The organism is Acinetobacter sp. 24-47-67 (assembly GCF_056779735.1).
On the sequence record NZ_JBWYIK010000009.1, the window covers coordinates 50,245 to 64,044 of the forward strand.

Sequence of the window (13,800 nt, forward strand, 5' to 3'; positions counted from 1 at the left end):
GGAGAGGCTTTTTTATTTTAATTAGTCACCAGTGTAACCTTTAAGCTTCAAGCGGTAAGCATGAAGTAATGGTTCTGTATAACCTGATGGTTGTTCAGCACCTTTAAACACTAAATCATATGCTGCTTGGTAAGCATAACCGTCAAACCCAGGCGCCATTGGTGTGTACGCTGGATCGTTCGCATTTTGCTCATCTACAATTTTAGCCATACGTTGCATTACTTCATCAACTTGCTCTTTAGTCACGATACCGTGACGTAACCAGTTAGCAACGTGTTGAGATGAAATACGTAAAGTTGCACGGTCTTCCATCAAACCAACGTTGTTGATGTCTGGAACTTTAGAACAACCAACACCCAAATCAACCCAACGAACAACATAACCAAGAATACCCTGAAGGTTATTTTCTAACTCTTTGGTTTTCTCTTCATCAGTCCAATTCGTATCAGTCGCTAATGGTGGAGTTAATAAATCATCTAAAGGTAATGCTTCAGTTTTTAACAACTCTTGTTGACGCGCTGAAACATTACATTGGTGATAGTGAATCGCATGAATTACAGCACCAGATGGTGATGGAACCCAAGCACAGCTCGCACCAGCTTCAGGATGCTCAATTTTGGTTTTATACATATCTAAAAGCATATCTGGTTTAGGCCACATGCCTTTACCAATTTGTGCTTTGCCACGTAAGCCTGCTTGTAAACCAACCATCACGTTACGGTTTTCATATGCAGGGAACCAAATTTGAGATTTAACTTCACCCTTACGAACGAATGGACCTGCTTCCATAAAGGTATGGATTTCGTCACCTGTACGGTCCATGAATCCTGTGTTAATGAAGATGGTACGATCTTTCGCTTGAGCAATACAGTTTTTCAAGTTTACAGAAGTACGGCGCTCTTCATCCATGATCCCGATTTTAAGCGTTTTTGCTGGCAAACCTAGAGCTTGTTCAGCACGCTCAAATAGTTCAACTGCAAATGCAACTTCTTCAGGGCCATGCATCTTAGGTTTAACGATATACATAGAACCTTTACGAGAGTTCTTGATTTCATTTTGACCTTTGATGTCAGCAAACGTTAACAACGGTGTGATCAATGCATCCATGATACCTTCATAGATTTCTTGACCATCCACAAGGATCGCCGGGTTCGTCATCAAATGACCAACGTTACGAAGAAGCATCAATGAACGACCGTGTAAAGTTGTTTCGCCACCGATCAGATTCTTGTGGGTACGGTCTTTGTTTAAAGCACGAGTAATGGTTTTACCATTTTTCTCGATTTTCTCTTCCAAAGTACCCTTCATCAAACCTAACCAGTTACGGTAGCCTTCAACTTTTTCTTCAGCATCAACCGCAGCAATTGAGTCTTCCAAATCTTGGATCGTTGTTACCGCAGATTCTAAAACAAGATCTTTTACGCCAGCAGCATCCGTTTGACCAATTGGGCTTGTCGCATCGATTTCAATGATGACATGCAAACCATTATTTAATAAAACGATTTCTGTCGGCGCAGACTCTTCACCATTAAAACCTACAAATTGAGCTTCTTTAGCCAAATTCGTTGTGCTGCCATCTTTAAGCGTTACCACTAATTTTTTTGCTTCAACAGCGTATTTCGTAGCATCCGCATGTGATCCATTTGCTAAAGGGAAAGTTTCATTTAAGAAATTTTTAGCAAAAGCGATAACTTTTTCGCCACGAACAGGGTTATACCCCTTACCTTTTTCCGCACCGCCTTCTTCCGAGATGACATCGAAACCATACAATGCGTCATATAAAGAGCCCCAACGAGCATTTGCAGCGTTCAAGCAGTAACGTGCATTACGTACAGGCACAACCAATTGTGCACCCGCCAATAGTGCGATTTCTTCATCTACATTTTCAGTTGTAATTTGAAAATCTTCTACTTCTGGTAATAAGTAGCCAATTTCTGTCAGGAAAGCTTTGTAAGCTCCTAATTCAAATTTATTATTGCGGTGCCATTCATCAATTTTCGCTTGAATGTCATCACGCTTAGCCAAGAGTGCTTTATTTTTTGGGCTAAGATCAACAACGACTTGTTCAAAGTTTTTCCAGTAAGTTTCACTGTCTAAACCAGAACCTGGTAGTGCTTCATTTTCGATGAAATCGTAGAGTTCTTTAGCAATCGCTAACTTGCCTTTCTGAATACGTGCAGTCATTGTCTTTCCTGATATTGCTACTTTTTATACAAGAGAATCTAGTATACCCATTTATAAATTGCTGAATAGTAATATCACATTGCTAAATAGTGATCATTTATTATAGACACCAATCAGATGAGACTTTTGATCTATTACTTATTGAGTCGTTTTAATTCAACAATCTAATTACAGTGTATAAAGTTTTATAAAGGTAGAAATTAGACTTAAGTGCCAATTTCCATCAAATCTGATTTAATTTAAACCAATATGTCTATTTTCTCTACGCTTTTAAGGAACGATTTCAAATTTATTCCACTCCAAATAAAAAAACCCAAACATCATCTGTTTGGGTTCATTTGTGAATTCTCACATTTATTCAGCGGGCTTATCAATTTGTCGATGCGCAGATTGTAAATAGTCATCTGATTGCATTTCAAGTAAACGTGAACGTGTACGTTCGATTTCAAACGCTAATTTTTCGCCACTATATATATCAATGATACTGGCATGTGAGGTCAGTAATAATTTAACACCACGATCATAGAACTCGTCGACTAAATAAATGAATCGGCGTGTTCCTTCTGATAAATAATCATTCAGATCGGGAACATTACTGACTAGGACAGTGTTATAAGTGTTCGCAATTTCGATAAAGTCCGCAGGACTTCGTGGCTTCATACAGAGTTCAGAAAACTCACACCACAATACATCTTCAGTATGACCAATCGTATCGACATTACGTCCATTAATGATAATCGGTTCTTCACTCACATTTTGAGCACTGGTTAATGCTGAAAAACGTTGTGCCATCCATACCTGATTATCATGGCTTAAAGGTGATTTGAACAATTGCGCTTGTTTCAGTACACGCAAACGATAGTCAACACCTGCATCCACATTCAAAATGACACAGTTCTTTTTTACCATTTCAATCGTTGGAATAAAGCGGTCGCGATGTATGCCGTTCTTGTATAAACCATCTGGTGCAATGTTTGATGTTGCAACAAGTGTAATTCCACGTACAAATAGCTTTTGGAATAAATCACTTAAAATCATCGCATCCGTGACATTTGATACAAAGAATTCATCAAAACAGATCACAACCGCATCTTTGTAAATTTGATCAGCAACGATGTCGAGTGGATTTTGCTGTCCTGAATTTTTATTTAACTCTTTATGCACATATTGCATAAAATGATGGAAATGCATACGCGTCTTACGACGGAATGGTATCGCATCGTAAAACTGGTCCATCAACCAAGTTTTTCCACGCCCAACACCACCCCACATATAAACACCCTTAGGGGCTGTTTGACGGCGAAAACGTCGAAACGCTTTTTTAGAAGCTTTATATCGTAAGATCAGTTCTTCCCAAACACGATTAAGTTCATGTACAGCTTGAGCTTGAGCATCATCAGGCATAAATTGTCCTGACGAAATTGCGTGAGCATAACGTTCTGCAGGTGATTGCGGAGTGTGACTTAAACTATTTTGCGAAGAATGAGAATGGAACATAGATATTGATTACTTTTTTAGGCCGTCGGAAGTATAACGAATATTTAAAAAAATGATAAATAACACTTTGGCATATACCATTTGAGCATACATGCTGAGGTTATTTCCCATACTGTCGTGGACTTTGTCCAAACCATCTTTTAAAAGCATGGTTAAATGCTGCAGGTTCTGAATATCCAAGCATTTCAGCTATTACTTCTATCGAATACTCTTTGTACTCAATTAATCGAAGCGCTTTCTCTCGAATGAGTTGCTCCCGTATTTGCTTATAGCTTGTATTCAATTGGTTAAGCTGATGTCGCAAAGTACGCTCTGGAATATTCAAAGCTTGAGCAGTTTCTGCCATTGTTGGAATCTGCCCCGTTTGTAAATCCAAATAATCGTGAATTCTTTGAATCAACTGGTGTTGATTCAATTGTTGCGCATTTAATCTTTCGATCTCAGCATTACATCTTTGTTGGTAGACATTAAATGTGATTTGATCAGCTGAAGGCAACTTCAATTCTAAAATTTCTGCATCAAAAATCAGTCGAAATTTATCATGTTCAAACCGAACTTGCGCACCGAAATAATTCAAATACTTGTTCAAAAAAATGGATTCTTTCGGTCGTGAAAACGGCAATTCAACCTGCACTTCAGGAAAAGGCAATCCTATCATTTTGTAGATATCTTGCACGAATTTAACCGTACCTGAAATTTCACATTGAGCCCTGAACTCATCAACTTCACTTTGTAAATTGAGAGGCTCATAACATAAAGCCGCATAGACACTCGTCTGCTCTAATGTAAGTCTACCCGATAAATGGGTAAGCGCTTGATAGCGTATTCCATTTGTGAGAGCCGCACCGACATTCGGGCTTGTGACCAACAGCATAAGAAGCGGACCATAGCCTGCGAGCGCATAATGTTGACCGACATCTAAACCGAGCAACGGGTTAACCCCTTTAGCAATAATTCTTTGAATGATTTGTTCTAATTCAGGTTGAATCGTTGAACTCGGATCTAAAGCATCCGCCTTTAAACCGACAGCTTCCAATCTTTCGTCCACATTTATTCCGATTTGTCGCATACCCTGTATGAGATACAACAAACCGAGAATCGACCTTTTCATAAATCAGAATTTTAAAATTAAAGTTGCATATGTTTTACCCTAAAAAAAAGGGAAAGAATATTGCCGAAAATATCAATATTAAATGTCAATGAAATCATGTCAGTTTCAGTCCAGACTGATTATGATAGCTTCAAATAATATAAACGAGTATTAAAATGGAAGTTACATCAGATCAGCTAGATACAAATTCAGTCGACTTAACTGAAACGCAATTCATCAAGAAAAATACTAAAATTGCGATTATCGGCGCCGGATTTGGAGGATTAGCCACAGCTATTCAACTTCTTAAACGCGGTATCAAAGATTTTGTTATTCTTGAAAAAGCTTCAGATGTAGGTGGTACTTGGCGTGAAAATCAATACCCGGGTGCTGCATGTGATGTGCAGTCTCATATGTATTCATTATCTTTTGCACCAAAATCTGACTGGACAAAACGATATGCTGAAGCACCTGAAATTTTCCAATATATTCAAGACCTTATTCAAGAATATGATTTAAAAAAATTTATTCAATTTGATACCGAAGTCATTTCGACACGCTTCGATGAGCAAGCTCATGCGTGGGAAATCTCCATCAAGAATCAAAGTGCTCTACACAGTCAATTCCTTATTTTTGCCTCTGGTCCATTGCATATTCCTCAAATTCCAAAGATTAAAGGAATCGAAAAATTTAAAGGCGAAGTATTCCACTCATCATCTTGGAATCATGCTTATGACCTGAATGGTAAACGTGTAGCCAGTATCGGCACAGGTGGAAGTGCAATTCAATATATTCCTGAGATTGCACCAAAAACCAAACAGTTATACGTGTTTCAAAGAACGGCTGCATGGGTAATACCGCGCGATGAACGAGCTTATAATGCTTTAGACAAAAAACTATTTGCCCAATACGACTGGTTTAGAAAATTGCATCGAGCACGCTTATATTGGTCTAACGAATCACGCGTAGTTCCGATTGTAAAACCTCAAATGATGCGACTGGGTCAAAAACTTGCAGAAGCTTTCATTCGCTTCCAAGTCAAAGATAAAGAAATAGCAAAAAAACTGACACCAGATTACACCATGGGGTGTAAAAGAATTTTGGTATCAAATCGATATTTCCCAACATTTAATCGCAAGAATGTAGAGCTCGTGACGGACAGCATTCAAGAAATTACTGAAAATGCGATTGTTACCAAAGATGGTCAAGTACGAGAAATAGATTGCTTAATTTACGGTACTGGTTTTATTACTGATCCACGAATTTATTTAAAAGATTTTAAATGTTATGGCGAAAATGGTATTGAGTTGAAAGAAGCATGGAAAGAGGGTGCTGAAAGCTACTATGGAATTTCTACCAAAGGATTTCCAAATCTCTTTCAACTTTTAGGCCCGAATACTGTTTTAGGTCATAACTCTGTAATTTTTATGATCGAATCTCAAGTGAATTACATTCTACAACTGATTGAAGCTGTAGAAAAATCCAAAACCAAAGCAATCGTGGTCAAAGATGTAGTCCAAGAAGAATTCAACCGTAAAATCCAAGAAAAATTTGCAGGCACAGTTTGGCAATCTGGCTGTGTGAGTTGGTATCAGCAAGAAGGCGGAAAGAATTTTTCACTTTGGCCGAGTTATACATGGAAGTATTGGCTAGAAACCAAAAATGCAAATCTAGCCGATTATCGTTTCTTGAATTAAATGAATAAAAAAATCAGCTCAATTGAGCTGATTTTTTTTACTGAGCCAGTGCTTTTTGAATATCATCTTCGATGCTTTCTGGTTTAGTTGTAGGTGCATATCGATTAAGCACTTTGCCATCTTTTCCAATCAAAAATTTGGTAAAGTTCCACTTAATTCCACTTCCTAAAATTCCTTTGCTGTTGTTGGTGAGATACCGAAAAATCACATGGGCTTCAGGACCTTTTACATCCACTTTAGCGAACATCGGAAAGGATACACCGTAATTTCTCTGGCAAAAACTACCAATTTCTTCATGCGTACCCGGATCTTGCCCACCAAATTGATTACACGGAAATCCTAGTACCTCAAAACCTTGATCTTTATACTTTTCATACAGCGCTTCCAACCCTGCAAATTGTGGCGTAAATCCACATTTGCTGGCTGTGTTGACTATCAATAGCACTTTACCTTCATAGTCCGAAAATTGCTTATTTTCCCCTTCTAGCAATTCTGCCTCAAATTGATAAATATTAGTCATGGATAGGTTTCCTCATCATTTTTTTCTTGGGTTTTTAATTCTAATGAAGCTGAGTTTACGCAATAACGAAGACCTGTAGGTTCAGGTCCATCCTCAAAAACATGACCTAGATGTGCGTCACAATGATGACAAACAATCTCAGTACGAATCATGCCATGTGAGTGATCGTCATGTTCTTCAATGACTGTTTGGTTGATTGGACGATAAAAACTAGGCCATCCACAGCCACTGTCATATTTGGTTTCTGAAGTAAATAAAGGTTCGCCACAGCAACGACAAACATAAGTTCCTTCTTGTTTGGTATTCCAATATCGCCCTGTGAAAGCAGGCTCAGTTCCCTTTTGACGGGTAATGCGATACTCCTCTGGTGATAACTCTCTTTGCCATTCTCGGTCTGTTTTATTGAGTTTTCCCATGATTAACTCCTTTAAATCTTTGACATTCAATGTCATGCTTCAGTACCTTCATATTTACGCTAGAGCTTGAAAAATTTCTAGCTAAATTTCTACATAGATTGTGATATTTAGTAATCTATTTTTATTCACTCAAAAATAATTGGATGGGAATATGTCCGTTTTAGGTAACACTACTCCACGCGAAATTAAGAAATCGTCTAAGCTCGAGCATGTATGCTATGACATTCGTGGACCTGTGTTACGCGCCGCCAACGAAATGGAAGAAGCCGGACATAAGATAATTAAACTCAATATCGGCAACCCAGCGCCCTTCGGTTTTGAAGCACCTCAAGAAATTATCAATGATGTTGCGTTGAACTTACCGAATGCAATTGGTTATACAGACTCAAAAGGGATTTTCCCTGCCCGCAAAGCGGTTTGTCAGTATTATCAACAAAAAGGTATTTTCAATATGCATGTTAATGATGTGTATATTGGGAATGGTGTTTCTGAGCTGATTGTAATGGCTATGCAAGGCCTGTTAGATGACGGCGATGAAATGCTGGTGCCAATGCCAGATTATCCATTATGGACTGCCGCCGTTAATCTTTCTGGTGGTACAGCAATTCATTATAAATGTGATGAGGAAGACAATTGGTATCCTGATATTCAGGATATGGAAAACAAAATTACGCCTAATACTCGTGGGATCGTGATTATCAATCCGAACAATCCAACGGGTGCTGTTTATCCACGCCATGTCTTAGAAAAAATTGTCGCTCTTGCAAAAAAATATGACCTGATTTTATTTGCTGATGAGATCTACGATAAGATCGTTTACGATGGAATCGAACATGTATCGGTCGCTGCCCTTGCGGGTAATCAACTGTGTATTTCATTTAACGGATTATCTAAATCCTATCGAATTGCTGGATACCGTTCAGGCTGGATGGCAATTACGGGTGATAAGACACGTGCAGCAGATTATATTGAAGGTCTAGACATGCTCGCGTCAATGCGCCTGTGTGCTAACCATCAAGCTCAATATGCTATTCAAACTGCATTGGGTGGCTACCAGTCTATCAACGATTTAATTCGTCCAGGTGGTCGTTTGTATGAGCAACGCAATATTGCTTGGCAAATGTTGAATGAAATCCCAGGTGTAAGCTGTGTTAAACCTGAAGGTGCAATGTATTGTTTCCCTAAACTTGATCCTGAAATTTATCCGATTCAGGATGATGAACAGTTTATGCTTGACTTCCTCAAAGCAGAAAAAGTGTTATTGGTTCAAGGTACAGGATTCAACTGGCCTACCCCTGATCATTTCCGTGTGGTGTTCTTGCCTGCTGAAAATGAACTTCGTGAAGCGATTAACCGTCTAGGAAGATTCTTGGCGAAAATGCGTTAATTCAGTCGTTTTATGTGAATGATGTATTTAAAACCCCCAGATTTCAATGTGGGGGTTTTATATTTAATATTTTGATTATTTCATGATATTAATTTCATTTTGATTATATACAAGCACCCTTCTTTTCCTTTATCGTGATTAAGCATTATCCATGCACAATACTATAAAAAACATTTAGGAAAAAAGATGAAAAAGACGCTAACCGCACTGACTCTATCGATTGGCTTGTTATTACCCCTAACGAGCTTTGCTAAAAATAACGTTGTCGTCGTTGCAACTGGGGGAACGATTGCGGGTGCTGGTGCAAGCTCAACCAACAGCGCCACTTACACTGCCGCAAAAGTTCCAGTGGATGACTTACTGAATGCCGTTCCTCAAATTAAAGATTTAGCCAATGTGAGCGGCGTACAAGCAATGCAAGTTGCTTCTGAAAGCATTACAGACAAAGAATTACTTTCCCTTGCCCGCCAAGTCAATGATTTGGTTAAAAAGTCAGATGTAAATGGCGTTGTCATTACACATGGCACAGATACTTTAGAAGAAACCGCTTTTTTTCTTAATCTAGTCGTACAAACGGAAAAACCTATTGTTGTTGTCGGCTCAATGCGCCCATCGACGGCTTTATCTGCGGATGGCCCACTAAATTTATATAGTGCAGTTGCTCTGGCAGCAGACCCGAGTGCAAAAAATAAGGGGGTGTTCGTCCTTATGAACGATAGTATTTTTGCAGCTCGAGATGTGACTAAAGGCATTAATATTCATACTAATGCCTTTGTAAGCCAATGGGGAGCTTTAGGGACGTTGGTAGAATCTAAACCTTATTGGTTCCGAAGTTCTGTTAAGCGATTTAATCAGCGGTCAGAATTTAATATCGAGAATATTAAGGGTGATACACTCCCATTAGTTCAAATTGTCTATGGCTCTGGCAACATGATTCCTGATGCTTATCAAGCGTATGCCAATGCTGGGGTTAAAGCCATTGTCCATGCAGGTACAGGAAACGGTTCAGTCGCGAAAAATATTGTTCCCACGCTGAATCAACTTCAGCAAAGTGGTATACAAATTGTACGTTCTTCACGAGTGCCACAAGGATTCGTTCTCCGTAATGCCGAACAGCCAGATGACAAATATGGTTGGGTAGTTGCACATGACTTCAACCCTCAAAAAGCTAAAATTTTAACCGCGCTTGCTTTAACCAAAACCAAAGATGCAAAAGAAATACAACGCATGTTCTGGGAATATTAAGCCCAATTTTCATGTTATAAAAAAGTGCCGAATGGCACTTTTTTGATTGATATAAAATCGCCTTTATTCAAATCGAAGATAATTTGTGCGAATCATATAAAATATCGTGGATTCTCAGTTCTAAATCACTTTGCATGATAAAATACGCTCTGCTCTTGTAAAGGACTCATCTATGCAGTTTGTTCATCTCGGTGTTCATACAGAATTTTCTATTACTGAATCAATCGTACGTATACCTGATCTAATGAAGTCTGCTGTACAGGATTCTATGCCTGCACTCGCGATGACAGATTTATCGAACTTACATGCAGCAGTGAAGTTTTATACCTCGTGTCTTAAAAAAGGGATTAAACCTATTTTAGGAAGTGTGATTCGTTTGAATGATGAATCACATCGTATGACTTTACTGGCGATGAATAATGAGGGTTGGCGTAGTTTAACTGAAGTAGTATCGCGCGGCTTTATTGAAGGACAACAACTCAGTATCCCGTGTGTAAAAAAAGAATGGGTGTTAGAACAAGCGCCGGGCATGATTGCACTTTTAGGGATTAAAAGTGATGTTGGAGAAATGCTGTGTTCAAGTAGCCCTGAAAAAGCTGAACCCTTACTTGAAGCTTGGATCGAAAAATTTGGCAATCGTGTTTATTTAGCACTCACGCGTACCAATCGCCCACAAGAAGAAGATTTTATTATTGAAGCTGTTAAATTAGCCGCAAAATATCAAATCGGTGTTGTCGCTCATAATGATGTTCATTTTATTAGAGAAGAAGACTTTGAAGCCCATGAAGCGCGCGTCTGCATCGCAGATGGCTATGTTTTAGGTGATAATCGTCGTCCACGTACTTACAGCCCTGAGCAATATTTCAAAACAACAGCGCAAATGGTGGAGTTATTTGCTGATATCCCCAGTGCTATTCAAAATACAGTTGAAATTGCTAAACGCTGTAATGTGACACTTCGCTTAGGTAAATACTTTTTACCTGACTATCCAATTCCTGAAGGTCATACAATTGATACCTTCTTTGCCCATTTGTCTAAAGAAGGATTAGAAGAACGTCTTAATCACCTTTATCCTGTGGAGAAACGTGGAGAAGACTGGCCTGAAATTCGCAAAGAATATGACGATCGTTTAGATTTTGAAATCAAGATCATTAACTCGATGGGATTCCCAGGTTACTTCTTGATTGTCATGGACTTCATTCAGTGGTCCAAGAACAATGGCGTACCTGTAGGCCCGGGTCGTGGTTCAGGTGCAGGCTCATTAGTTGCATACAGTTTAAAAATTACAGATTTAGATCCACTGCCATACGGACTTCTTTTCGAACGTTTCTTAAATCCTGAACGTGTTTCGATGCCAGACTTTGACGTGGATTTTTGTATCGCAGGTCGAGATCGTGTAATTGATTATGTAGCACGAACTTATGGGCGTGATGCTGTATCTCAAATTGCAACATTTGGTACGATGGCAGCGAAAGGCGCAATTCGTGATGTTGCACGAGTTTTAGGTAAGTCTTACGGCTTAGCAGATCGTATTTCTAAAATGATCCCGACTAAACCTTTAGGTTTAAGTTTAGAAGAATCTTTAGAAGCAGAACCACAACTTAAAGATATTGTAACCAACCCATCCAACCCAGATTATGAAGATGCTTCAGAAATCTGGGAAATGGCGCTTAAACTTGAAGGAATAACGCGTAACACTGGTAAGCACGCAGGTGGTGTTGTAATTGCACCGACCAAGATTACGGACTTCTCAGCTGTACTGTGTGAAGAAGATGGTACTGGTCGTGTCGCTCAATTTGATAAAGACGATGTTGAAGCGGCAGGACTTGTTAAATTTGACTTCTTGGGGTTGCGAAATCTTACTGTAATTGAAGATGCTATTCAGCACATTAACCAACGATTAAAGTTTGATATACCTCTAAAGATTGAAAATATTCCGCTGAATGACAAAGCAGCGTATTCAATATTTGCCGAAGCAAATACCACTGCGGTATTCCAATTTGAATCCGTGGGCATGAAAAAAATGCTCAAGGAAGCACGCCCAAGTAAATTTGAAGAAATTATTGCCTTCGTGTCATTGTACCGCCCGGGCCCAATGGATCTAATTCCAGACTTTATTCATCGTATGCATGGTGGAGAGTTCGAATACTTACATCCCCTATTAGAAGGTGTCTTAGAACCTACCTATGGGATTATGGTATATCAAGAACAGGTTATGCAAGCAGCTCAGTATTGTGCTGGATATAGTCTAGGTGGTGCGGACTTACTTCGTCGTGCGATGGGTAAAAAGAAACCTGAAGAGATGGTTAAACAACGCCAAATCTTTATTGAAGGTGCTGCAAAAAAAGATATCGATGAGCAAACGGCGAACCATATCTTCGACTATATGGAAAAATTTGCAGGCTATGGTTTCAACAAATCACATGCAGCAGCCTATGCATTAGTGGCTTATCAGACGGCTTGGTTAAAAGCACACTATCCTTCTGAGTTTATGTCCGCTGTACTGACTTCGGAAATGCAAAACACGGATAGTATCGTATTCTTGATTGATGACTGTCGTAACAATGGTCTCGACGTGTTACCACCTTCCGTCAATATGTCGATTTATCAATTCCATGCAATTGATGAAAAAACCATTGTATATGGTCTAGGTGCAATCAAGGGTGTTGGTGAAGCAGCTATGCAATCCGTCATTGATTCACGTAAGCAACTTGGACCTTATAAAGATTTATTTGATTTCTGCCATCGCATTGATCTGAAGAAAATCAATAAACGTACACTTGAAGCTTTGATTCGCTCAGGAGCATTAGATTGTCTCGGCCTTGAACGCGCGACTTTAATGGCTCAATTGCCTGAAGCTGTACAAGCAGCCGAACAAGCTCGTTCAAATCGCGAAACAGGCATTATGGATTTATTTGGTGAAGTTGAAGAAGTTCAACGTAAACCCACTAAACCTGTAAAACCTTGGTCTGATGAAGTCCGTTTAAAAGGTGAAAAAGACACCTTAGGTTTATACTTAACGGGACACCCGATTGATGTGTATCGCCCCGAGTTAAAAGCGTTTATTTCTAACAAAATTAATGAGCTGACTCCAACACGTCGTGGTGTGACTACAGTATTTGCCGGCTTGGTTGTGGATGTCGCAAATTTCCCTAACCGCATGATGATCACACTCGATGATGGTACTGCTCGAATTGAAGTCTCAGCAAATCATGAACGCTTCCAACGTTTTAAAGACATTATTGTGAATGAAAGAGTGATTGTGATTGAAGGAGAAATATATGAACGTGAAGGCTTCGATCGTCCGATGGGACGCCTTACTAAGGCGTTTACATTAAACGAAATTCGTCAAAAACGTGCGAATCACATCCTCATCAAATTACAACCTGAGCATATTCAGCCAAATCTTGGTCAAGAGCTTTCACAGATCATTCAACCATTTTGTGATGTAGATATGTGTCAGCATGTGCCATTACAAGTACAACTCGACTTTCCATATGCAACGGCTGATTTTCATTTACCACCACAATGGAATGTCGCACCACTCGATGACTTATTGTTCAAACTGCGCGACTATTTTGGTAAAGAGGCCTTACATGTGGAGTATCATGTCAAGTCAAAAGCTGCACGTTCCCACGCCGCAGAACCAAAATCAGAACCAGTCATCACATCACAGGCCTCTCCACCTGACCAGATCAGTATGGATGAAGCAATGGATCAATACATGACGGAAGTCAGTCAATACTCTTAATTTTGGAAGATTT

The 13,800-nt window shown here is 39.3% G+C and carries 9 protein-coding genes; 4 read left to right on the forward strand and 5 right to left on the reverse strand.

The window, feature by feature from the left end; all coding sequences use genetic code 11:
- Window positions 1-21: 21 nt before the first annotated feature.
- The 3 genes from AC1M9K_RS11160 to AC1M9K_RS11170 all read right to left on the reverse strand — a co-directional run bounded on the left by AC1M9K_RS11160 (window position 22) and on the right by AC1M9K_RS11170 (window position 4,792).
- Window positions 22-2,184 carry a malate synthase G gene (locus AC1M9K_RS11160; protein WP_481589304.1) on the reverse strand — a complete coding sequence of 721 codons (2,163 nt, stop codon included), beginning with the start codon at window positions 2,182-2,184 and terminating at the stop codon, window positions 22-24.
- A 354-nt stretch (window positions 2,185-2,538) separates the two neighbouring features.
- Window positions 2,539-3,681 (reverse strand): cell division protein ZapE, encoded by a 1,143-nt coding sequence (zapE, locus tag AC1M9K_RS11165; RefSeq protein ID WP_092767765.1) that lies wholly within the window; start codon window positions 3,679-3,681, stop codon window positions 2,539-2,541.
- Window positions 3,682-3,781: 100 nt separating this feature from the next.
- Window positions 3,782-4,792, reverse strand: a complete 1,011-nt coding sequence (locus tag AC1M9K_RS11170) for an AraC family transcriptional regulator (protein WP_180028203.1) — start codon at window positions 4,790-4,792, stop codon at window positions 3,782-3,784.
- A gap of 155 nt (window positions 4,793-4,947) precedes the next feature.
- Between AC1M9K_RS11170 and AC1M9K_RS11175 the strand changes: the two genes are divergently transcribed.
- Window positions 4,948-6,468 carry a flavin-containing monooxygenase gene (locus tag AC1M9K_RS11175; protein WP_481589305.1) on the forward strand — a complete coding sequence of 507 codons (1,521 nt, stop codon included), beginning with the start codon at window positions 4,948-4,950 and terminating at the stop codon, window positions 6,466-6,468.
- Window positions 6,469-6,505: 37 nt separating this feature from the next.
- Here AC1M9K_RS11175 and AC1M9K_RS11180 read toward each other — a convergent pair whose 3' ends face one another.
- Together AC1M9K_RS11180 and msrB are read right to left on the reverse strand one after the other, a co-directional pair.
- Window positions 6,506-6,988 carry a glutathione peroxidase gene (locus AC1M9K_RS11180; RefSeq protein ID WP_035266096.1) on the reverse strand — a complete coding sequence of 161 codons (483 nt, stop codon included), beginning with the start codon at window positions 6,986-6,988 and terminating at the stop codon, window positions 6,506-6,508.
- On the reverse strand, window positions 6,985-7,404 hold the full coding sequence (gene msrB, locus AC1M9K_RS11185; protein ID WP_035266138.1) for a peptide-methionine (R)-S-oxide reductase MsrB: 420 nt from the start codon (window positions 7,402-7,404) through the stop codon (window positions 6,985-6,987). The genes AC1M9K_RS11180 and msrB overlap by 4 nt, the downstream gene beginning before the upstream one ends.
- Window positions 7,405-7,555: 151 nt before the next feature.
- Between msrB and AC1M9K_RS11190 the strand changes: the two genes are divergently transcribed.
- The 3 genes from AC1M9K_RS11190 (at window position 7,556) to dnaE (ending at window position 13,787) form a co-directional block, all read left to right on the forward strand.
- The gene (locus AC1M9K_RS11190; RefSeq protein ID WP_035266106.1) at window positions 7,556-8,791 is read left to right on the forward strand and encodes a pyridoxal phosphate-dependent aminotransferase; all 1,236 of its coding nucleotides are present in this window, start codon (window positions 7,556-7,558) and stop codon (window positions 8,789-8,791) included.
- A gap of 186 nt (window positions 8,792-8,977) precedes the next feature.
- On the forward strand, window positions 8,978-10,036 hold the full coding sequence (locus AC1M9K_RS11195; RefSeq protein WP_481589306.1) for a type II asparaginase: 1,059 nt from the start codon (window positions 8,978-8,980) through the stop codon (window positions 10,034-10,036).
- Between the two features lie 172 nt (window positions 10,037-10,208).
- Window positions 10,209-13,787, forward strand: a complete 3,579-nt coding sequence (dnaE, locus tag AC1M9K_RS11200) for a DNA polymerase III subunit alpha (protein WP_481589307.1) — start codon at window positions 10,209-10,211, stop codon at window positions 13,785-13,787.
- Window positions 13,788-13,800 lie beyond the last annotated feature (13 nt).

Coding starts and splice junctions, on each gene's coding strand:
- AC1M9K_RS11170 (WP_180028203.1), bottom strand. CDS start 4,792: ATGAAAAGGTCGATTCTCGGTTTGTTGTATCTCATACAGGGTATGCGA.
- msrB (WP_035266138.1), bottom strand. CDS start 7,404: ATGGGAAAACTCAATAAAACAGACCGAGAATGGCAAAGAGAGTTATCA.
- AC1M9K_RS11180 (WP_035266096.1), bottom strand. CDS start 6,988: ATGACTAATATTTATCAATTTGAGGCAGAATTGCTAGAAGGGGAAAAT.
- AC1M9K_RS11175 (WP_481589305.1), top strand. CDS start 4,948: ATGGAAGTTACATCAGATCAGCTAGATACAAATTCAGTCGACTTAACT.
- dnaE (WP_481589307.1), top strand. CDS start 10,209: ATGCAGTTTGTTCATCTCGGTGTTCATACAGAATTTTCTATTACTGAA.
- AC1M9K_RS11160 (WP_481589304.1), bottom strand. CDS start 2,184: ATGACTGCACGTATTCAGAAAGGCAAGTTAGCGATTGCTAAAGAACTC.
- zapE (WP_092767765.1), bottom strand. CDS start 3,681: ATGTTCCATTCTCATTCTTCGCAAAATAGTTTAAGTCACACTCCGCAA.
- AC1M9K_RS11195 (WP_481589306.1), top strand. CDS start 8,978: ATGAAAAAGACGCTAACCGCACTGACTCTATCGATTGGCTTGTTATTA.
- AC1M9K_RS11190 (WP_035266106.1), top strand. CDS start 7,556: ATGTCCGTTTTAGGTAACACTACTCCACGCGAAATTAAGAAATCGTCT.